Source organism: Streptomyces sp. NPDC028289 (genome assembly GCF_055565975.1).
The window spans coordinates 346790-367546 of the sequence record NZ_JBVHTI010000010.1; the positions used below are offsets into that span (position 1 = coordinate 346790).

The window sequence follows — 20757 nt, forward strand, 5'->3', positions numbered from 1 at the left end:
TCGGTAACCGTTTCGCGGACGGAGGGTCGGGGTCGGTACGATCCCCTATTGCGCGCGCTCCTGGTATGGCGCCGCATCCACCTTCAGTCAGGAGAGACCGGTGTCAGACGTCCGTGTGATCATCCAACGCGATTCCGAGCGGGAAGAGCGCGTGGTGACGACGGGCACTACGGCCGCCGAGCTCTTCGCCGGCGAGCGCTCGATCATCGCCGCCCGGGTGGCCGGTGAGCTCAAGGACCTCGCGTACGAGGTGAAGGACGGCGAGACCGTCGAGGGCGTCGAGATCTCCTCCGAGGACGGCCTCAACATCCTGCGCCACTCCACCGCGCACGTCATGGCCCAGGCCGTGCAGGAGCTGTTCCCCGAGGCCAAGCTGGGCATCGGCCCGCCCGTCAAGGACGGTTTCTACTACGACTTCGACGTCGAGAAGCCGTTCCACCCCGATGACCTCAAGGCCATCGAGAAGAAGATGCAGGAGATCCAGAAGCGGGGGCAGAAGTTCTCCCGCCGCGTGGTGACCGACGAGGCGGCCCGCGAGGAGCTGGCGGACGAGCCGTACAAGCTGGAGCTGATCGGCCTCAAGGGCTCCGCGTCCAGCGACGACGGCGCGGACGTCGAGGTCGGCGCCGGTGAGCTGACGATCTACGACAACCTGGACGCCAAGACCGGCGAGCTGTGCTGGAAGGACCTCTGCCGCGGTCCCCACCTGCCCTCCACCCGCCTGATCCCGGCGTTCAAGCTGATGCGCAACGCGGCCGCCTACTGGCGCGGCAGCGAGAAGAACCCGATGCTCCAGCGCATCTACGGCACCGCCTGGCCGTCCAAGGACGAGCTGAAGGAGTACCTGGACTTCCTCGCCGAGGCCGAGAAGCGCGACCACCGCAAGCTGGGCAGCGAGCTGGACCTGTTCTCCATCCCGGAGCAGATCGGCTCCGGCCTCGCCGTCTTCCACCCCAAGGGCGGCGTCGTCCGCCGGGTGATGGAGGACTACTCGCGCCGCCGGCACGAGGAGGAGGGCTACGAGTTCGTCTACACCCCGCACGCCACGAAGGGGAAGCTCTTCGAGACCTCCGGGCACCTGGACTGGTACGCCGACGGCATGTACCCGCCCATGCAGCTCGACGAGGGCGTGGACTACTACCTCAAGCCCATGAACTGCCCGATGCACAACCTGATCTTCGACGCGCGCGGCCGTTCCTACCGTGAACTGCCCCTGCGCCTCTTCGAGTTCGGGACCGTGTACCGGTACGAGAAGTCGGGTGTCGTGCACGGCCTGACCCGGGCCCGCGGCTTCACCCAGGACGACGCGCACATCTACTGCACCAAGGAGCAGATGGCGGAGGAGCTCGACAAGACGCTCACCTTCGTCCTGAACCTGCTGCGCGACTACGGCCTCACCGACTTCTACCTGGAGCTGTCCACCAAGGATCCGGAGAAGTTCGTCGGCTCCGACGAGGTCTGGGAGGAGGCGACCGAAACGCTCCGCGCGGTCGCCGAGAAGCAGGGCCTCCCGCTCGTCCCCGACCCCGGCGGCGCCGCCTTCTACGGCCCGAAGATCTCCGTGCAGACCAAGGACGCCATCGGCCGCACCTGGCAGATGTCGACCGTCCAGCTCGACTTCAACCTGCCCGAGCGCTTCGACCTGGAGTACACCGCCGCCGACGGCTCCAAGCAGCGCCCGGTGATGATCCACCGAGCTCTGTTCGGCTCCATCGAGCGGTTCTTCGCGGTGCTCCTGGAGCACTACGCGGGCGCCTTCCCGGCATGGCTGGCGCCGGTCCAGGCGGTGGGCATCCCGATCGGCGACGGGCACGTCGAGTACCTGCAGAAGTTCGCCGCCGAGGCGAAGAAGCAGGGGCTGCGGGTCGAGGTGGACGCGTCCTCGGACCGCATGCAGAAGAAAATCCGCAACGCCCAGAAGCAGAAGGTGCCCTTCATGGTCATCGCGGGCGACGAGGACATGGCGGCCGGCTCGGTCTCCTTCCGCTACCGCGACGGCTCCCAGGAGAACGGCATCCCGTTCGACGAGGCCATCGCCAAGATCGTGAAGGTGGTCGCGGAGCGGACCCAGGTCTGATCCGCCTCCGTCAGGGGCCCCCGGAGATCAGTTCTCCGGGGGCCTTCTCTCGTCCTCGCTCAGCGAGAACCGCTGAAGCATCCAGGACGAGAAGGACCCCGTGACGGTGCCCAGCAGCGCCAGACCGCAGGCCATCAGCCCCGCCGCGATGAACCGGCCCAGGGTGGTCACCGGGACGTAGTCGCCGTAACCGACCGTGGAGAGGGTCGAGCAGGTCCACCAGAGGGAGTCGCCGAAGGTGCGGATGTTCGCGTTCGGGGCCGAGCGTTCGGCCTGGTAGACGGCGAGGGCGCCGGAGAAGCCCAGCAATGAGATCGACAGCGCCGAGTAGGCTGCCACGCGCGCGTGCAACGCGAGCCGGGGCTCCCCGTGCCGGCGCTGCATCGACTCGTACGTCCGTACGACCCGCACCGGCCGTAGCAGCGGCAGCACCAGGACGACCGTGTCCAGCCAGTGCCGCCGTACGAACCGCGGCCCCTCGCCGCTGAGCCGCCAGCGCACCGCGTAGTCGACGGCGAACATCGCCCAGGCCGTGTACATCAGCGCGAGGAAGACGGCGTGCGCGGCCTCCGGCAGGTTCGGCTCCAGCACGTGCACCGCGTACGAGCCGAGGAAGACCAGCGACGCGATACCGAGCGTCAGGTCGGTCCCGCGGTCCCAGCGGTTCAGCCGGCTGTCGTCGTCCATCCGCCCAGCTTCGCCGCCGGGGCCTTTCCCGCGGCCCCGGCGACACGCCGCGAACGGGCGAAGCCATATGCTGCGTAGCATGACGAGTGAGCCGGAGCAGCAGATCGGAGTGGGGACGCAGGACGCGTTCCAGCGCCTGTGGACGCCCCACCGGATGGCCTACATCCAGGGCGAGAACAAGCCGACCGGTCCGGGGGCCGACGACGGCTGTCCCTTCTGCTCGATCCCGGCCAAGTCCGACGAGGACGGGCTGATCGTCCGGCGCGGTGAGCACGTCTACGCGGTGCTCAACCTCTACCCGTACAACGGCGGCCACCTGATGACGGTCCCCTACCGCCATGTCGCCGACTACACGGACCTGACCGGACCGGAGACGGTCGAACTGGCCGAGCTGACCAAGCAGGCGATGACCGCGCTGCGCACGGCGTCCGGCGCCCACGGCTTCAACATCGGCATGAACCAGGGCACGGTGGCGGGCGCCGGCATCGCGGCGCACCTGCACCAGCACATCGTCCCGCGCTGGGGCGGCGACACGAACTTCATGCCGGTGGTGGGCCACACGCGGGTGCTGCCGCAGCTGCTGGCGGACACCCGGAAGATGCTGGCCGAGGCCTGGCCGACGGTGTAGACCGTGTGGCTCCCCTCCCCACGGCACGGGGAGGGGCCGGTCGGCATGCCCTCACGCGTCGTAGGTGTCGGCCTTCTTCGGTGACGCCTCCTGGACCGACCCGCTGAGCGCTCCCGCCCGTGCGTTGAACTTGTCCATGTTGACGTCGTGATCCTTGAGCACGGTGAACGCGGCCCGGTGCACCGCCCGGAGCACCGGCGTGGCCGCGCGCAGCGCGTCGTCGGCCATGAAGCGGTGCTTCCAGGGCTGGTCGGCCCAGGCGTGCCGGAGGCCGAACGGCTCGGGCAGGCCTATGGAACCGCCGAGCCACTTCAGCAGCGGCGGATACCAGCTGATCGCCGCCCGAGCGGCGAGCCGCACCACCTCGTCCGGGGTGACCAGGGGCAGCTTGACGGTCCGGGTCTCCCAGAACCGGACGGTCTTGGCGACCGTCTTGGTGGGGGCCTCGGGCTTGCCGCTGAACAGGCCGTTGACCGGACCGAGGGCGTGTCCGGTGACCTCGATCCGCAGGGTCTCCTTCAGCACGGTCACGGTCGCCATCATCGTGATGATCAGGCCGCCGTCCCACAGGTGCGGCCACTGCACGCCCAGGTAGTGCCGTTCACCCTTGTCGAAGTGGTTGTTGTTGCAGATCCGCTCCACGTCGGCGGGCCCCACCACGTAGTCGGTGCCCTCGGGCCGTGACACCTCCTTGGCACCCTCTCCGACATGGGTGACGATCCAGTGCCTGACCTGGGGTGTCGGGAAGCCGCCGGTCTTCAGGTGCTGCCGGTGCAGCACGCTGAGCTCCTTCTCGATCTCCCGGACGACCGTCCAGGCGCGGAACTCGTGGATGCCCTTGACCGGATCGAGCGGGACGAGCTCCTCGGCGAGATGCCAGGAGCCCCAGCGGGTGCCCATGCCGAGTATGCCCTTGGGGCCGGCGTAGAAGACCGAGTTGGACTGCTGCTCGGCGCTGAGCCGGGCCAGGGACTGGCGCAGCTGCTCCGCGGCGGCCTGGTCGGGGCTGGTCGGCACGGCCTCGGGGACCTTGGCGCCGACGCTGCCGCCGGAGAGCAGGCCGTCCCAGGCCTCGCGCAGGTCCCTCGCGGTGCGCTCGCACAACCGCTTGGCCAGGTACCAGCCGACGACGGGGAGCACGATGCAGCCGCGCGCGTACCAGCCCCAGAAGCCGGTGAGGGGCATCCGGATCAGGAAGACGACCGCGAGGACGCCGACGGCGGCCAGCAGGGCGCTGCCGAACCCGGAGACCCGCTTGTTGTCGGCCTTCAGCATGGTGGCCCGGAGCTGGAAGACGCCCAGCCAGACCAGCAGTCCGGGCAGGAAGAGCAGGCCGAACAGGAACATGACGGCGGTGAGCCGCGTGTCGCGTTCCCGGCGGATGCGGTTGGCCGCGAGGCAGTGCTCGACGACCATCTGGGGCTCGCTGCCGAAGGACTGGATGAGGGGTTTGCGTCCGACGCCCAGCATGCGGTCGATGACCGCCTGGGAGTACGCCTCACCGAAGTTGGGCCGGAATATCCTGGCCCACTTGCGGCCCTCCTTGACCTCGGACTTGTGCCACTCGTTGTCAGCCTTCTTGATCTCCTCCATCGGCGTGTCCCGGTAGGCCGCCGAGGCCAGGGCATAGGTCGGTGCCTGCGCCTCACCGCCCGGCCTGGGCACCTGTGGCCCGAAGAAGTCCTCGAAGCTCATTCCCGCCCCCACTTGCCGCCGTCCCGCTTCTGCGGCCTTCCCGACTTCCGTACTCCGCACACCTGTTGATCAAGTACTCAGAGTATCCCCAGCCACCGACAAGCGTCGGCGGACGGCCGAAGCCGCCCGCCGAACGCTCCCGTTGACACCGATCAGGAGGCTTCTTTGGCCTGTTCGCGAATCTTCTCGGCGATCTGCGGCGGCATCGGCTCGTGCCGGGCGTAGGAGCGGCTGAAACGCGCCGTGCCGTGCGACAGGGAGCGCAGGTCGACCGCGTAGCGGCCGATCTCGAACTCCGGTACCTCGGCCTTGACGAGGGTGCGCCCGCCACTGGTCTGCTCGGTGCCGAGCACCCGGCCGCGCCGCCCGGACAGGTCGCTCATCACCGCGCCCACGTAGTCGTCGCCGACCAGCACGGACACCTCGGCCACCGGCTCAAGCAGATGGATCTTCGCGTCCGCCGCGGCCTCCCGCAGGGCCAGCGCGCCGGCCGTCTGGAAGGCGGCGTCGGAGGAGTCCACCGAGTGCGCCTTGCCGTCGAGCAGGGTGACCCGCACGTCGACCAACTCGTAGCCGGCGGCGACCCCCTTGACGGCCTGGGCCCTGATGCCCTTCTCGACCGACGGGATGAACTGCCGGGGCACCGCGCCGCCGACCACCTTGTCGACGAACTCGATGCCGGAGCCGCCCGGAAGGGGTTCCACCTCGATCTCACAGATCGCGAACTGCCCGTGCCCGCCGGACTGCTTGACGTGCCGGCCGCGCCCGGCGGACTTCCCGGCGAACGTCTCCCGGAGGGACACCTTGTGCGGTACGACGTCGACCTGGACGCCGTACCGGCTGCGCAGCCGCTCCAGGGCGACGTCCGCGTGCGCCTCGCCGAGGCACCAGAGCACCACCTGGTGGGTGTCCTGGTTCTGTTCGAGCCGCATGGTCGGGTCCTCGGCGACCAGGCGGGCGAGGCCCTGCGAGAGCTTGTCCTCGTCCGCCTTGCTGTGTGCCTGGATGGCGAGCGGCAGCAGCGGGTCGGGCATCTCCCACGGCTCCATGAGCAGCGGGTCGTCCTTGCCGGAGAGGGTGTCCCCGGTCTCCGCGCGGCCGAGCTTCGCCACGCACGCCAGGTCGCCGGCGATGACGTGGGTGACCGGCCGCTGCTGTTTGCCGAACGGCGTGGACAGGGCGCCGATCTTCTCGTCGACGTCGTGGTCCTCGTGCCCGCGGTCGGCGAGCCCGTGCCCGGAGACGTGGACCGTCTCGTCGGGCCGCAGGGTGCCGGAGAAGACCCGGACCAGCGAGACCCGGCCGACGTACGGGTCGGAGGCGGTCTTCACCACCTCCGCGACCAGCGGGCCGCCGGTGTCGCACGGCTTGATCTCGCGGGGCGTGCCGTCGATGGTGGTGACCCCGGGCGTGGGGTGCTCGAACGGCGTCGGGAAGCCGCCGGTGACCAGTTCCAGGAGCTCGACCGTGCCGAGGCCCTGGCGGGCGCCGTCGGCGGCCGGGGCGGCGGCCAGGACGGGGAAGAAGGCCCCGCGGGCCACGGCCCGCTCCAGGTCCTCGATCAGCGTCTTGAGGTCGATCTGCTCGCCGCCCAGATAGCGGTCCATGAGGGTCTCGTCCTCGCTCTCCGAGATGATCCCCTCGATGAGCCGGTTGCGGGCGTCCTCGATGTCCGGCAGCTGGTCGGGGCCCGGCTCGGACTCCTTGCGCTCCCCGGTGGAGTAGTCGAACAGCTTCTGGGTGAGCAGCCCGACCAGGCCGGTCACGGGCGCGTGCCCGTCCGGCCCCTGCGGGCCGTAGAGCGGCAGGTAGAGGGGGAGCACGGCGTCGGGGTCGTCGGCGCCGAACGCCTCGGCGCACACCCGGGTCATCTCCTGGAAGTCCGCGCGGGCGGCCTCCAGGTGCGTGACGACGATCGCCCGGGGCATCCCGACGGCCGCGCACTCCTCCCACACCATCCGGGTCGAGCCGTCCACCCCGTCCGAGGCCGAGACGACGAAGAGGGCCGCGTCCGCCGCGCGCAGACCGGCCCTCAGCTCACCGACGAAGTCGGCGTATCCCGGGGTGTCCAGGATGTTGATCTTGATTCCGTTCCAGTCGACCGGCACCAGCGACAGCTGTACGGAGCGCTGCTGCCGGTGCTCGATGTCGTCGTAGTCCGAGACGGTCCCGCCGTCCTCCACGCGGCCCGCGCGGTTCACCGCTCCCGCGGTCAGCGCGAGCGCCTCCACCAACGTGGTCTTGCCCGATCCGGAGTGGCCGACCAGCACCACATTCCGTACAGACGCGGGGTGGTCGGCCGCCCTTGCCCTGCCGGCGGCTCCGGGGTGTTCCTTGGCCTTGTCGCCCATGGTTTTGCCTCCCGTGCACGGTGAGGTCTCTGTGGGCGCGGGCGAGCATGGCGGGCCGCGTGCGGTGGCGGCTCCGATGACGCCCGCGGTTATTCGAGCTTTCCACTCCCGTCACGGTGCGTCCATACGAAGGACGTGATCGTGCCCGCGGGACCCTTCCCGATGGGCCGCCGGCCCCTCCTGCGAGTGCCCACCCGTCGCACACACGCGCGCGTGGCTACGATGGGCCAGCCGGGGTGGCCAGCAGGGGCCGCACGGCGCAACGACCGTCGGGAAGGCCATGCTGAACAAGTACGCGCGTGCATTCTTCACGCGTGTCCTCACACCGTTCGCCGCGTTTCTCATCCGCCGGGGCGTGAGCCCGGACACGGTCACGCTCCTCGGCACGGCCGGAGTGGTCGCGGGCGCGCTGGTCTTCTTCCCCCGGGGTGAGTTCTTCTGGGGCACGATCGTGATCACGCTGTTCGTGTTCTCGGACCTGGTGGACGGCAACATGGCCCGCCAGCTGGGCCGCACCAGCCGCTGGGGCGCCTTCCTGGACTCCACCCTGGACCGGGTCGCCGACGGCGCGATCTTCGGCGGCTTCGCCCTCTGGTACGCGGGCAACGGGAACGACAACGTCCTGTGCGCGGTCGCCATCTTCTGCCTGGCCAGCGGCCAGGTGGTGTCGTACACCAAGGCGCGCGGCGAGTCGATCGGGCTGCCGGTGGCCGTCAACGGTCTCGTGGAGCGTGCCGAGCGCCTGGTGATCTCGCTGGTGGCGGCGGGCCTGGCCGGCTTCCACAAGTTCGGCGTCCCGCACATCCAGATCCTGCTGCCGATCGCTCTGTGGATCGTCGCCGTGGGCAGCCTGGTCACCCTGGTCCAGCGGGTCGTCACGGTCCGCCGGGAGTCCGCCGAGGCGGAGGCCGCGGCCGAGCGCGAGAAGGCCTCGCACGGGAGCGAGGCCTCCCAGTGACCGCCGCCGACCGGCTCACCGACGCTCTGTACGGGCTCGGCTGGAGCACCGTCAAGAAGCTCCCCGAACCGGTCGCCGTGCGCCTCGGCAACTCCATCGCGGACCTCGCCTGGAAGCAGCGCGGCAAGGGCGTCCAGCGGCTCGAGTCGAACTACGCGCGCGTGCGGCCCGACGCGAGCCCCGAGCGGCTGCGCGAACTCTCCCGGGCGGGCATGCGCTCGTACCTGCGCTACTGGATGGAGTCCTTCCGGCTGCCGTCCTGGAGCGAGGAGCGGATCCGCACCGGCTTCGTCCCCAAGGACGTCCACCACCTCACCGACGGCCTCGCCTCCGACCGCGGGGTGATCCTCGCGCTGCCGCACCTGGCCAACTGGGACCTGGCCGGTGCCTGGGTCACCACCGAGCTGAAGACCCCGTTCACCACGGTCGCCGAGCGCCTCCGGCCCGAAACGCTGTACGACCGTTTCGTCGCCTACCGCGAGGGCCTCGGCATGGAGGTCCTCCCGCACAGCGGCGGCACCGCCTTCGGCACCCTGGCCCGCAGGCTGCGCGACGGCGGCCTGGTCTGCCTCGTCGCCGACCGCGACCTGTCCGCCTCCGGCATCGAGGTCGGTTTCTTCGGCGACACCGCGCGGATGCCCGCCGGACCGGCCCTGCTGGCCCAGCAGACCGGCGCGCTCCTGCTGCCCGTGACGCTCTGGTACGACGACACCCCCGTCATGAAGGGCCGGGTGCACGCCCCGATCGAGGTACCCGAGTCAGGTGACAAGGCGTCGAAGACGTCTGTCATGACACAGGCGCTGGCCGATGCCTTCGCCACCGGGATCGCCGACCATCCGGAGGACTGGCACATGCTGCAGCGGTTGTGGCTCGCGGACCTCGACCCCGCGAAGGGACCGTCGTGAGGATCGGCATCGTCTGCCCCTACTCCTGGGACGTCCCGGGTGGCGTCCAGTTCCACATCCGCGACCTCGCCGAGTACTTCATCGGCCTGGGCCACGACGTCTCCGTCCTCGCCCCCGCCGACGACGACACCCCGCTGCCGCCCTACGTCGTCTCGGCCGGCCGCGCGGTCCCGGTGCCGTACAACGGCTCGGTGGCCCGCCTCAACTTCGGCTTCCTGTCCGCCGCGCGGGTGCGCCGCTGGCTGCACGACGGCGCGTTCGACGTGGTCCACATCCACGAGCCGACCTCGCCCTCCCTCGGCCTGCTGACCTGCTGGGCGGCGCAGGGTCCGATGGTGGCGACCTTCCACACCTCCAACCCGCGCTCCCGCGCGATGATCGCCGCGTACTCGATCCTCCAGGCGGCCCTGGAGAAGATCAGCGCCCGGATCGCCGTCAGCGAGTACGCCCGCCGCACCCTGGTCGAGCACCTCGGCGGCGACGCCGTCGTGATCCCCAACGGCGTCGACGTCGACTTCTTCGCCAAGGCCGAGCCGCGCCCCGAGTGGCAGGGCGACACCATCGGCTTCATCGGCCGCATCGACGAGCCCCGCAAGGGTCTCCCGGTGCTGATGAAGGCCCTGCCCAAGATCCTCGCCGCCCGGCCGCAGACCCGGCTCCTGGTGGCGGGCCGGGGCGACGAGGAGGCCGCGGTCGAGTCGCTCCCCGCCGAGCTGCGCTCCCGCGTCGAGTTCCTCGGCATGGTCAGCGACGAGGACAAGGCCCGCTTCCTGCGCAGCCTCGACCTGTACATCGCGCCCAACACGGGCGGCGAGAGCTTCGGGATAATCCTCGTGGAAGCCCTGTCCGCGGGCGCGCCTGTCCTCGCCTCCGACATCGACGCCTTCGCCCAGGTCCTCGACCAGGGGGCGGCGGGCGAACTCTTCGCCAACGAGGACGCGGACGCGCTGGCCGAGGCCGCGGTACGGCTCCTGGAGGACCCGGAGTACCGGGCCGGGCTGCGCGCCCGCGGCAGCGTGCACGTACGGCGCTTCGACTGGTCCACCGTGGGCGCGGACATCCTGTCCGTCTACGAGACGGTGACGGCGGGCGCGGCGGCGGTGGCGGCCGACGAGCGGTCGGGGCTGCGGGCGAGGTTCGGGCTGGCGCGGGACTAGACGCTTCGCTGGGAGGGCCGCGATGCGTAGTGCGGCGTCTGCCGTCTCACGAGTACGGCGTCGTCGTGGCTGGTCGCGCAGTTCCCCGCGCCCCTTCGGGGGCGCACTGCTGTGGGCGCTTCCTATAGCGTTCCGCCCGTGACCGCAACGCTCGTCTGGACCCTCTGTATCCTCGCCGCCCTCGTGGTGATCGGCCTCTATCTGAGCTGGACCGCAGGCCGCCTCGATCGGCTGCACTCGCGGATCGACGCCGCCCGGGCCGCCCTCGACGCGCAGTTGCTGCGGAGGGCCTCGGTGGCCCAGGAGCTGGCGACCTCGGGGGTGCTGGATCCCGCCTCCTCGATCGTGCTGTACGAGGCCGCGCACGCGGCCAGGCAGGCCGAGGAGGAGCAGCGGGAGGTCGCGGAGAGCGAGTTGAGCCAGGCCCTGCGGGCCGTCTTCGAGCACCCGCAGCAGGTCGAGGAGGTCCGTCAGGCCCCCGGCGGCGACGCCGCCGCGAGCGAGCTGGCCGAGGCCGTACGCCGGGTCCCGATGGCCCGCCGCTTCCACAACGACGCCGTCGGCGCGGCCCGCCGGCTGCGTGAACACCGCAAGGTCCGGTGGTTCCGGCTGGCCGGGCACGCCGCCTTCCCGCTGGCCTTCGAGATGGACGACGAACCGCCTGCCGCGCTGGTCGAGCGCACGGCCTGACCGGAAAACGATCCACCGCCTTCCCATTGGCCCTTGCTGTGGACTGGTCCACTCGCGTTTCCTCGGTGTTTGCAGAAACCCTCTTTCAGCGAGTGAGGTCACCCGTGTCCACCAGTGAGAACCAGACCCCCGAGACCGGCACCGCCCGTGTGAAGCGCGGCATGGCCGAACAGCTCAAGGGCGGCGTGATCATGGACGTCGTCACGCCGGAGCAGGCGAAGATCGCCGAGGACGCGGGCGCCGTCGCCGTCATGGCCCTGGAGCGGGTCCCGGCCGACATCCGCAAGGACGGCGGGGTGGCCCGTATGTCCGACCCGGACATGATCGAGGGCATCATCGAGGCCGTGTCGATCCCGGTCATGGCCAAGTCCCGGATCGGCCACTTCGTCGAGGCCCAGGTCCTGCAGTCGCTCGGCGTCGACTACATCGACGAGTCCGAGGTCCTCACCCCGGCCGACGAGGTCAACCACTCCGACAAGTGGGCCTTCACCACCCCCTTCGTCTGCGGCGCCACCAACCTCGGTGAGGCCCTGCGCCGGATCGCCGAGGGCGCGGCCATGATCCGCTCCAAGGGCGAGGCCGGCACCGGCAACGTCGTCGAGGCCGTCCGCCACCTGCGCCAGATCAAGGGCGAGATCGCCAAGCTGCGCGGCTGCGACAACAACGAGCTGTACGCCGCCGCCAAGGAGCTGCGCGCCCCCTACGAGCTGGTCAAGGAGGTCGCCGAGCTCGGCAAGCTGCCGGTCGTGCTGTTCTCCGCCGGTGGCGTCGCCACCCCGGCCGACGCGGCCCTGATGCGTCAGCTCGGCGCCGAGGGCGTCTTCGTCGGCTCCGGCATCTTCAAGTCCGGCGACCCGGCCAAGCGCGCCGCCGCCATCGTCAAGGCGACCACCTTCTACGACGACCCGAAGATCATCGCGGACGCGTCCCGCAACCTCGGCGAGGCCATGGTCGGCATCAACTGCGACACCCTCCCCGAGACCGAGCGCTACGCCAACCGCGGCTGGTAAGGCCAGAAGGTTTCGCACACATGATCGACGCACCTGTCATAGGCGTCCTGGCCCTCCAGGGCGACGTACGGGAGCACCTCATCGCCCTGGCCGCGGCCGACGCCGTGGCCAGACCGGTCAGGCGCCCCGAGGAACTCGCCGAGGTGGACGGCCTCGTCATCCCCGGCGGCGAGTCCACCACCATCTCCAAGCTGGCCGTCCTGTTCGGCGTGATGGAACCCCTCCGCGCGCGCGTGCGCGACGGAATGCCCATCTACGGCACCTGCGCCGGCATGATCATGCTCGCCGACAAGATCCTCGACCCGCGCTCGGGCCAGGAGACCATCGGCGGCATCGACATGATCGTGCGCCGCAACGCCTTCGGGCGGCAGAACGAGTCGTTCGAAGCGGCGGTCGACGTCCGCGGGATCGACGGCGATCCTGTAGAGGGTGTGTTCATCCGCGCCCCCTGGGTCGAGTCGGTCGGCGCCGGGGCCGAGGTGATCGCCGAGCACGAGGGCCACATCGTCGCGGTCCGCCAGGGCAACGTACTCGCCACGTCGTTCCACCCGGAGCTGACCGGCGACCACCGCGTGCACTCGCTCTTCGTCGACATGGTGCGCGCCTACCGGGCACCGGAGTCCTTGTAGGATCTCTGGAGTTCGTTGCAGAGATGGGTTACGCGAAGGAGACAGGCAGATGTCCGGCCACTCTAAATGGGCTACGACGAAGCACAAGAAGGCCGTGATCGACGCCAAGCGCGGCAAGCTCTTCGCGAAGCTGATCAAGAACATCGAGGTCGCGGCCCGCATGGGCGGCGTGGACCTCGAAGGCAACCCGACGCTCTACGACGCCGTTCAGAAGGCGAAGAAGCAGTCGGTCCCGAACAAGAACATCGACTCCGCGATCAAGCGCGGCGGTGGCCTCGAGGCCGGCGGTGCCGACTACGAGACGATCATGTACGAGGGCTACGGCCCGAACGGCGTCGCGGTGCTCATCGAGTGCCTCACCGACAACCGCAACCGCGCCGCCTCCGACGTGCGCGTCGCCATGACCCGCAACGGCGGCAACATGGCGGACCCGGGCTCGGTGTCGTACCTCTTCAACCGCAAGGGCGTCGTGATCGTCCCCAAGGGCGAGCTGACGGAGGACGACGTGCTCGGCGCCGTCCTGGACGCGGGCGCCGAGGAAGTCAACGACCTGGGCGAGTCCTTCGAGGTGCTCAGCGAGGCCACCGACATGGTCGCCGTCCGCACCGCCCTCCAGGACGCCGGGATCGACTACGACTCCGCCGAGGCCAACTTCGTCCCGACCATGCAGGTCGAGCTGGACGAGGAGGGCGCCAAGAAGATCTTCAAGCTGATCGACGCTCTGGAGGACAGCGACGACGTCCAGAACGTCTTCGCCAACTTCGACGTCAGCGACGAGGTCATGGAGAAGGTCGACGCGTAACGCTGCCGCGGGCTGAGCCGACCGAGCGGGCCGACGGGACACACCCGTCGGCCCGTCGCCATGTCGGCCGTTGTCGGTGGCACCCGCTAGCCTGCACGAACTGGGGGACCTCCCAGCGATAGCTGGGCGAGACCGAAGGGAGGGGGCGCGGTGCGCGTACTGGGGGTGGACCCCGGGCTGACCCGGTGTGGTGTCGGGGTCGTCGAGGGAGTTGCCGGGCGGCCGCTCACCATGGTCGGTGTGGGGGTCGTACGGACACCGGCGGACGCCGAGCTCGGCCGTCGCCTCGTCGCCGTCGAGCAGGGCATCGAGCAGTGGCTCGACGAGTACCGGCCCGAGTTCGTCGCCGTGGAGCGGGTGTTCAGCCAGCACAACGTACGGACCGTGATGGGCACCGCCCAGGCCAGCGCCGTCGCCATGCTGTGCGCCGCCCGCCGGGGCATCCCGGTCGCCCTGCACACCCCCAGCGAGGTCAAGGCCGCCGTCACCGGCTCCGGACGCGCCGACAAGGCCCAGGTCGGTGCCATGGTCACCCGGCTGCTCAGGCTCAGCGCCCCGCCGAAGCCCGCCGACGCCGCCGACGCCCTCGCGCTCGCCATCTGCCACATCTGGCGCGCCCCCGCGCAGAACCGACTCCAGCAGGCCGTCGGCCTGCACGCAGCCAACGCAACGAAAGGCCGTACGGCATGATCGCCTTCGTCAGCGGCCCGGTCGCCGCCCTCGCCCCGGACTCCGCGGTGGTCGAGGTGGGCGGCATCGGCATCGCCGTCCAGTGCACCCCCAACACCCTGTCCGGGCTGCGCATGGGCCAGCCGGCCAAGCTCGCCACCTCCCTGGTCGTCCGGGAGGACTCGCTCACCCTGTACGGCTTCGTGGACGACGACGAGCGCCAGGTCTTCGAACTGCTCCAGACGGCGAGCGGCGTCGGCCCCCGGCTCGCCCAGGCGATGCTCGCCGTGCACAGCCCGGACGCGCTGCGCCGCGCGGTCGCCACGGGTGACGAGAAGGCTCTGATCGCCGTCCCCGGCATCGGCAAGAAGGGCGCGCAGAAGCTGCTGCTGGAGCTGAAGGACCGGCTCGGCGAGCCCGTCGGCGCCCCTGCGATCGGTGCGCCGGTCAGCCAGGGCTGGCGCGACCAGCTGCACGCCGCCCTGATCGGTCTGGGCTACGCGACCCGGGAGGCCGACGAGGCCGTCACCGCCGTCGCCCCGCAGGCCGAGGCCGCCGGGGGCCCGCCCCAGGTCGGCCAGCTGCTCAAGGCGGCCCTGCAGACCCTCAACCGCGCCCGCTGACCCCACCACCGCTGAGGCACATCACTTATGAACTGGGACGACACGACCGACACCGGCGCCGACGCGGAGCGGCTGGTGGGCGCCGTCGCCGACCGTGAGGACCAGGCCGTCGAGGCCGCCCTGCGCCCCAAGGACCTCGGCGAGTTCATCGGTCAGGAGAAGGTCCGCGAACAGCTCGACCTGGTGCTGCGCGCCGCACGCGCGCGTGGCGCCACCGCCGACCACGTGCTGCTCTCCGGCGCCCCCGGCCTGGGCAAGACCACGCTCTCCATGATCATCGCGGCCGAGATGGGCGCCCCGATCCGCATCACCTCGGGCCCCGCCATCCAGCACGCCGGCGACCTGGCCGCGATCCTCTCCTCCCTCCAGGAGGGCGAGGTCCTCTTCCTCGACGAGATCCACCGCATGTCGCGGCCCGCCGAGGAGATGCTGTACATGGCGATGGAGGACTTCCGCGTCGACGTCATCGTCGGCAAGGGGCCGGGCGCCACCGCCATCCCCCTGGAGCTGCCCCCGTTCACACTGGTCGGCGCCACCACCCGGGCGGGCCTGCTGCCGCCTCCGCTGCGCGACCGGTTCGGCTTCACCGCGCACATGGAGTTCTACGAGCCGCGCGAGCTGGAGCGGGTGGTGCACCGCTCGGCCAACCTGCTGGACGTCGAGATCGAGCCGGCCGGCGCCGCCGAGATCGCCGGCCGCTCGCGCGGCACGCCCCGTATCGCCAACCGGCTGCTGCGCCGGGTCCGCGACTACGCGCAGGTCAAGGCGGACGGCCTGATCACCCGTGAGATCGCGCACGCGGCGCTCGCCGTCTACGAGGTGGACGAGCGCGGCCTGGACCGGCTGGACCGCGCCGTCCTGGAAGCCCTGCTCAAGCTGTTCGGCGGCGGCCCGGTCGGCCTGTCCACCCTCGCCGTCGCGGTGGGGGAGGAGCGGGAGACGGTCGAGGAGGTCGCCGAACCCTTCCTGGTCCGCGAGGGCCTGCTGGCCCGCACCCCACGCGGGCGGGTCGCCACCCCCGCCGCCTGGGCCCACCTCGGCCTGACCGCCCCGCGCGGCACGGCGGGCGCAACCGGCCAGCAGGACCTGTTCGGCACCTGACACCGACACGACGGTGCCCGGGCTGCGGGCCCGCGGACATCCGGGCTGCGGGCCCGCGGACATGCGGGCTGCGGGCCCGCGGACATGCGGGCTGCGGGCCCGCGGACATGCGGGCTGCGGGCCCGCGGACATGCGGGCTCCGGGCCCGTGGGCATGCGGGCTTCGGGTCTGCGGACGGTCTGCGGAAAACCGGCCCCGGCCCGGAAACCCGGTGCCCGAGCCCTCGCGCGTCCGATGCCCGGCGCCGCGCCCCTCCGGTTCCCGGAACCGTTGCCGATGGGAACGCCCCCGTGCCCGCCGTATCCCGGCCCCGGCCCCGGACTCGCGGCCCGCGCTGCGCGGACGGCCCGCCGCCCGCCGACCACACTCCCGCCGCAGACGTGATCGCTTCGTGACGGCGGGGCATTGGCGGGCCCAGGAACCCAGGTGCCATGCTGAGCGTTGTTCCATGCGCGCGGACTCGCTTAGACTCCGCCGATGCCGCCTTTGCGGGCGGCGCCGACCACACCCCCATCATCCAGGCCGCTCACCGCCGCGGCTGCGCGAAGGAAATTCCGTCCCGTGAATAGCTTGCCTCTTCTCGTGTTCATCGTCCTCATCGCGGCCATGTTCCTGATGACGCGTTCCACCCGGAAGCGCCAGCAGCAGGCCACGCAGATGCGGAACGAGATCCAGCCCGGCAACGGGGTCCGCACCATCGGGGGCATGTACGCGACGGTCAAGGAAGTCAACGAGGACACGGTCCTCCTCGACGCCGGTCCGGGCGTCGAGCTCCTCTTCGCCAAGAACGCGATCGGCGCCATCCTCACGGACGACGAGTACAACCGCATCGTGCACGGCATCGAGCACGACCTGAAGTCCGACGCCGACGTCGTCCCGGACGACGCCTCCTCCCTCACCGAGACCGACGACGCGCCTGCCGACGCTGCCGCCGCCTCCGACGACAAGGCCGTCGACCTCGGGAAGAAGGACGCCGCCGAGGACGAGGCCGCGGATGCGGAGAACAAGACCGACGGGCCGGCCGAGTCCGCAACCGCCGAGGCGAAGGCTGACGAAGAGCCGAAGAAGACCGACGGCGACTCCGACGCGAAGTAGCCGTGTCCCGGGGAGCGGTGCGTACATCCCACGCGCACCTCGCACCCCGGGTACGTCTGTTTCCCGCACGGGATCCCGACACCATGTCATGGCCGACCGCACCGACCAGGCGCGCGGCGGCCCGAGAGGGAGTACGAGAAGGTGGCAGCACCTAAGAGGGGCCGGAGCGCGAGCGCCCAGAGCAAGCCAGGGCGCTCGCTGGCCCTCATCCTGATCGCCATCGTGGCGCTCACCGGCGGAATGTTCGCCTCCGGAAACACCACTCCGCGTCTCGGTATCGACCTGGCCGGTGGTACGAGCATCACGCTGCAGGCGAGGAACGAGCCGGGCCAGCCCAACGCGATCAACAAGACCAACATGAACACCGCGGTCGAGATCATGAACCGCCGTGTCAACGGTCTGGGCGTGTCCGAAGCGGAGGTCCAGACCCAGGGCACCAGCAACATCATCGTCAACATCCCCAAGGGCACGAACTCCGCAGAGGCCCGCCAGCAGGTCGGCACCACCGCGAAGCTGTACTTCCGCCCGGTCCTGGCCCAGGAGGCCAGCGGCGCCGCAGCGTCGAGCGCCTCCCCGAGCGCGTCCGCCAGCGGCAGCTCCACCGCCTCCCCTAGCGCCTCCCCGTCGAGCAGTGCGTCGACGTCCCAGAAGGCGACCGGGTCGTCCGCCTCGCCGTCCTCCTCGGCCACCTCGCAGGGCCGCGCGGTCACCGACGCCCTGAAGGCCGGCTCCACGCCGTCGTCCTCGGCGTCCGCCTCCTCGTCGGCGAGCCCCTCCGCCACCTCCTCGGCCGACGCGAGCGCCTCTGCCAGCGCCTCCGCCGCGGCCTCGAAGCTGGAGGCCGAGTACACCGCGCTGGACTGCACCAAGGCCGCGCAGCGCGCCACCGCCGGCAAGAGTGCCAAGCCGACCGACACCACCGTGGCCTGCGGCAAGATCGGCGACGCCTGGTACAAGTACGTGCTCGGCCCGGCCCGCGTCGACGGCACCGACGTCAAGAAGGCCCAGGCCGTCTTCGACACGCAGGGCGCCGCCGGCTGGCAGGTCCAGATGACCTTCACCGGCAGCGGATCCAAGAAGTTCGCGGACGTCACCGGCGAGCTCGCCAAGAACACCTCCCAGCCGACGAACGAGTTCGGCATCGTCCTCGACGGCGAGGTCGTCTCCAGCCCGACCGTGAGCCAGTCCATCACCGGCGGCTCGGCGGAGATCTCCGGCAGCTTCACCCAGCAAGAGGCCCAGAGCCTCGCCAACGTGCTGTCGTACGGCGCGCTCCCGCTCTCCTTCAGGACGGAGAGCGTCACCACCGTCACCGCCGCCCTCGGCGGTCAGCAGCTGCACGCCGGCCTGCTGGCCGGTGCCATCGGCCTCGCGCTGGTCATCATCTACCTGGTGGCCTTCTACCGCGGCCTGTCGCTGATCGCGATCCCCTCGCTGCTGGTGTCCGCGATCCTGACCTACACGATCATGTCGCTGCTCGGCCCGACGATCCACTTCGCGCTGAACCTGCCCGCCGTCTGCGGTGCGATCGTCGCGATCGGCATCACGGCGGACTCGTTCATCGTGTTCTTCGAACGCATCCGGGACGAGATCCGCGAGGGCCGCACGCTGCGCCCCGCCGTCGAGCGGGCCTGGCCGCGCGCCCGGCGCACCATCCTGGTCTCCGACTTCGTGTCGTTCCTGGCCGCCGCCGTGCTGTTCATCGTGACCGTCGGCAAGGTCCAGGGCTTCGCGTTCACCCTCGGTCTGACCACCGTGCTCGACGTGGTCGTCGTCTTCTTCTTCACCAAGCCGCTGATGACGATCGTCGCCCGGCGTAAGTTCTTCGCGAGCGGCCACAAGTGGTCCGGGCTCGACCCGAAGGGCCTGGGCGCCAAGGCCCCGCTGCGCCGCACCCGCCGTCCCGCCGGCCCCGTCGCCGGCCCTGTCGACCCGAAGGAAGCGTGAGCGATGTCGAAACTCGGCAACCTCGGCGCCCGACTCCACCGCGGCGAGATCAGCTACGACTTCGTCGGCAAGCGCAAGATCTGGTACGGCATCTCCATCCTGATCACCATCACGGCCATCGTCGGCCTGGCGGTGCGCGGCCTGAACATGGGCATCGACTTCCAGGGCGGCGCCGTCTTCACCACCTCCAAGACCAGCGTCTCGGTGTCCCAGGCGGAGACCTACGCGAAGGAGGCCTCCGGCCACGACGCGGTCGTGCAGAAGCTCGGCACGGGCGGTCTGCGCATCCAGATCGCCGGCATGGACACCGAGAAGTCGGACGCGACCAAGGCCAAGCTGGCCACGGACATGAAGGTGGACCCCGAGTCCATCAACTCCGACCTGGTCGGCCCCAGCTGGGGTGACGAGATCGCCAACAAGGCCTGGGAGGGCCTCGGCATCTTCATGGTCCTCGTGGTGGTCTACCTGGCGATCGCCTTCGAGTGGCGGATGGCGCTCGCGGCCCTGGTCGCGCTGATCCACGACATCACCATCACGACCGGTATCTACGCCCTGGTCGGCTTCGAGGTCACGCCCGGTACGGTCATCGGTCTGCTGACGATCCTCGGTTACTCGCTCTACGACACGGTCGTCGTCTTCGACAGCCTCAAGGAGCAGACGAAGGACATCACCAAGCAGACCCGCTTCACCTACAGCGACATCGCCAACCACTCGATCAACGGCACCCTGGTCCGTTCGATCAACACCACGGTCGTCGCGCTGCTGCCGGTCGCGGGCCTGCTGTTCATCGGCGGCGGCTTCCTCGGCGCGGGCACGCTGAACGACATCTCGCTGTCGCTGTTCGTCGGTCTCGCCGCCGGTGCCTACTCGTCGATCTTCATCGCCACGCCGCTCGTCGCCGACCTCAAGGAGGCCGAGCCGCAGATGAAGGCCCTGAAGAAGCGCGTCCTCGCCAAGCGCGCCCAGGCCGCGGCCGAGGAGGAGATGGCCGGCGCCCGGGTGGGCGGCTCCGACGAGGGACCCGAGGACGCCGCTCCGGCCGTCGTCGGCCCGCGCAACCAGCCCGCGTCCCGCAACCGGGGCGGCCGCGGCCGCCCGTCGGGGAAGCGCCGGTGACCGACATCAAGGAGCTGCTGCTCAGCCGTATCCGGGACGTCGAGGACTACCCGGAGCAGGGGGTGATGTTCAAGGACATCACCCCGCTCCTGGCGGACCCCGCCGCGTTCACCGCGCTCACCGACGCCCTCGCGGAGATCGCCGAGCGCACCGGCGCCACCAAGGTCGTCGGTCTGGAGGCCCGGGGCTTCATCCTGGGCGCCCCGGTCGCCGTCCGCGCCGGTCTCGGCTTCATCCCGGTCCGCAAGGCGGGCAAGCTCCCCGGAGCCACCCTCCGCCAGGCCTACGAGCTGGAGTACGGCTCGGCCGAGATCGAGGTGCACGCCGAGGACCTCGGGTCGGACGACCGGATCCTGATCGTCGACGACGTGCTCGCCACCGGCGGCACCGCCGAGGCCGCGATCCAGCTGATCCACCGCGCCGGCGCCGAGGTCGCGGGCGTCGCGGTCCTGATGGAGCTGGGCTTCCTGGGCGGCCGCGGCCGCCTGGAGCCGGCCCTGCGGGGAGCGCCGCTGGAGGCTCTTCTCCAGGTCTGAGCGTCGTACGACCGACGGAACGGCCGTCCCCTCGGGGGCGGCCGTTCGCGTTCCGCGGGGCCCGGGGCAACCCGCAGGACA

At 70.6% G+C, this 20757-nt stretch carries 19 protein-coding genes; 16 read left to right on the plus strand and 3 right to left on the minus strand.

Features of this window, described 5'->3' with window-relative positions:
• Window positions 1–100 precede the first annotated feature (100 nt).
• The gene (gene thrS, locus ACZ4UV_RS44050; protein ID WP_351487680.1) at window positions 101–2077 is read left to right on the plus strand and encodes a threonine--tRNA ligase; all 1977 of its coding nucleotides are present in this window, start codon (window positions 101–103) and stop codon (window positions 2075–2077) included.
• Between the two features lie 27 nt (window positions 2078–2104).
• On the opposite strand, the gene ACZ4UV_RS44055 is transcribed toward thrS, so the two are convergent.
• On the minus strand, window positions 2105–2764 hold the full coding sequence (locus tag ACZ4UV_RS44055) for a potassium channel family protein (protein WP_390048064.1): 660 nt from the start codon (window positions 2762–2764) through the stop codon (window positions 2105–2107).
• Window positions 2765–2831: 67 nt separating this feature from the next.
• Here ACZ4UV_RS44055 and ACZ4UV_RS44060 point away from each other — a divergent pair, with 67 nt between their 5' ends.
• Complete coding sequence (locus ACZ4UV_RS44060) at window positions 2832–3392, plus strand: HIT family protein (protein WP_390048062.1); 561 nt, start codon at window positions 2832–2834, stop codon at window positions 3390–3392.
• A gap of 51 nt (window positions 3393–3443) precedes the next feature.
• Here ACZ4UV_RS44060 and ACZ4UV_RS44065 read toward each other — a convergent pair whose 3' ends face one another.
• A complete protein-coding gene (locus ACZ4UV_RS44065) occupies window positions 3444–5087 on the minus strand; it encodes a hypothetical protein (RefSeq protein WP_451019824.1) in 1644 nt (547 codons plus the stop codon).
• A gap of 152 nt (window positions 5088–5239) precedes the next feature.
• Complete coding sequence (locus ACZ4UV_RS44070; protein ID WP_467846152.1) at window positions 5240–7438, minus strand: elongation factor G-like protein EF-G2; 2199 nt, start codon at window positions 7436–7438, stop codon at window positions 5240–5242.
• 280 nt (window positions 7439–7718) lie between these two features.
• Here ACZ4UV_RS44070 and pgsA point away from each other — a divergent pair, with 280 nt between their 5' ends.
• The 14 genes from pgsA (at window position 7719) to ACZ4UV_RS44140 (ending at window position 20676) form a co-directional block, all read left to right on the plus strand.
• Window positions 7719–8396 carry a phosphatidylinositol phosphate synthase gene (gene pgsA, locus ACZ4UV_RS44075; protein ID WP_390048056.1) on the plus strand — a complete coding sequence of 226 codons (678 nt, stop codon included), beginning with the start codon at window positions 7719–7721 and terminating at the stop codon, window positions 8394–8396.
• Entirely contained in the window at window positions 8393–9301 is a 909-nt protein-coding gene (locus tag ACZ4UV_RS44080; protein WP_451019822.1) for a phosphatidylinositol mannoside acyltransferase, read from the plus strand. The genes pgsA and ACZ4UV_RS44080 overlap by 4 nt, the downstream gene beginning before the upstream one ends.
• On the plus strand, window positions 9298–10458 hold the full coding sequence (locus ACZ4UV_RS44085; protein ID WP_467846157.1) for a glycosyltransferase family 4 protein: 1161 nt from the start codon (window positions 9298–9300) through the stop codon (window positions 10456–10458). The genes ACZ4UV_RS44080 and ACZ4UV_RS44085 overlap by 4 nt, the downstream gene beginning before the upstream one ends.
• A gap of 138 nt (window positions 10459–10596) precedes the next feature.
• Window positions 10597–11148: a LemA family protein gene (locus tag ACZ4UV_RS44090; protein ID WP_351487702.1), complete on the plus strand. Its 552-nt coding sequence runs from the start codon at window positions 10597–10599 to the stop codon at window positions 11146–11148.
• Window positions 11149–11252: 104 nt separating this feature from the next.
• Window positions 11253–12158 carry a pyridoxal 5'-phosphate synthase lyase subunit PdxS gene (gene pdxS / locus ACZ4UV_RS44095; RefSeq protein WP_093505318.1) on the plus strand — a complete coding sequence of 302 codons (906 nt, stop codon included), beginning with the start codon at window positions 11253–11255 and terminating at the stop codon, window positions 12156–12158.
• Window positions 12159–12178: 20 nt separating this feature from the next.
• Complete coding sequence (gene pdxT, locus ACZ4UV_RS44100) at window positions 12179–12787, plus strand: pyridoxal 5'-phosphate synthase glutaminase subunit PdxT (protein WP_467846162.1); 609 nt, start codon at window positions 12179–12181, stop codon at window positions 12785–12787.
• Window positions 12788–12836: 49 nt separating this feature from the next.
• Entirely contained in the window at window positions 12837–13589 is a 753-nt protein-coding gene (locus tag ACZ4UV_RS44105; protein ID WP_390048047.1) for a YebC/PmpR family DNA-binding transcriptional regulator, read from the plus strand.
• 150 nt (window positions 13590–13739) lie between these two features.
• The gene (gene ruvC, locus ACZ4UV_RS44110) at window positions 13740–14279 is read left to right on the plus strand and encodes a crossover junction endodeoxyribonuclease RuvC (protein WP_451019820.1); all 540 of its coding nucleotides are present in this window, start codon (window positions 13740–13742) and stop codon (window positions 14277–14279) included.
• On the plus strand, window positions 14276–14881 hold the full coding sequence (gene ruvA / locus ACZ4UV_RS44115) for a Holliday junction branch migration protein RuvA (RefSeq protein ID WP_382724302.1): 606 nt from the start codon (window positions 14276–14278) through the stop codon (window positions 14879–14881). The genes ruvC and ruvA overlap by 4 nt, the downstream gene beginning before the upstream one ends.
• Window positions 14882–14908: 27 nt before the next feature.
• Complete coding sequence (gene ruvB / locus ACZ4UV_RS44120) at window positions 14909–15982, plus strand: Holliday junction branch migration DNA helicase RuvB (protein ID WP_390048041.1); 1074 nt, start codon at window positions 14909–14911, stop codon at window positions 15980–15982.
• Between the two features lie 561 nt (window positions 15983–16543).
• A complete protein-coding gene (gene yajC, locus ACZ4UV_RS44125; protein ID WP_390048039.1) occupies window positions 16544–17077 on the plus strand; it encodes a preprotein translocase subunit YajC in 534 nt (177 codons plus the stop codon).
• A gap of 141 nt (window positions 17078–17218) precedes the next feature.
• Window positions 17219–19024 carry a protein translocase subunit SecD gene (gene secD / locus ACZ4UV_RS44130; RefSeq protein WP_467846170.1) on the plus strand — a complete coding sequence of 602 codons (1806 nt, stop codon included), beginning with the start codon at window positions 17219–17221 and terminating at the stop codon, window positions 19022–19024.
• A 3-nt stretch (window positions 19025–19027) separates the two neighbouring features.
• On the plus strand, window positions 19028–20140 hold the full coding sequence (gene secF, locus ACZ4UV_RS44135) for a protein translocase subunit SecF (protein ID WP_390048035.1): 1113 nt from the start codon (window positions 19028–19030) through the stop codon (window positions 20138–20140).
• Window positions 20137–20676 (plus strand): adenine phosphoribosyltransferase, encoded by a 540-nt coding sequence (locus tag ACZ4UV_RS44140; RefSeq protein ID WP_388920413.1) that lies wholly within the window; start codon window positions 20137–20139, stop codon window positions 20674–20676. The genes secF and ACZ4UV_RS44140 overlap by 4 nt, the downstream gene beginning before the upstream one ends.
• The last annotated feature ends 81 nt before the right edge of the window (window positions 20677–20757 follow it).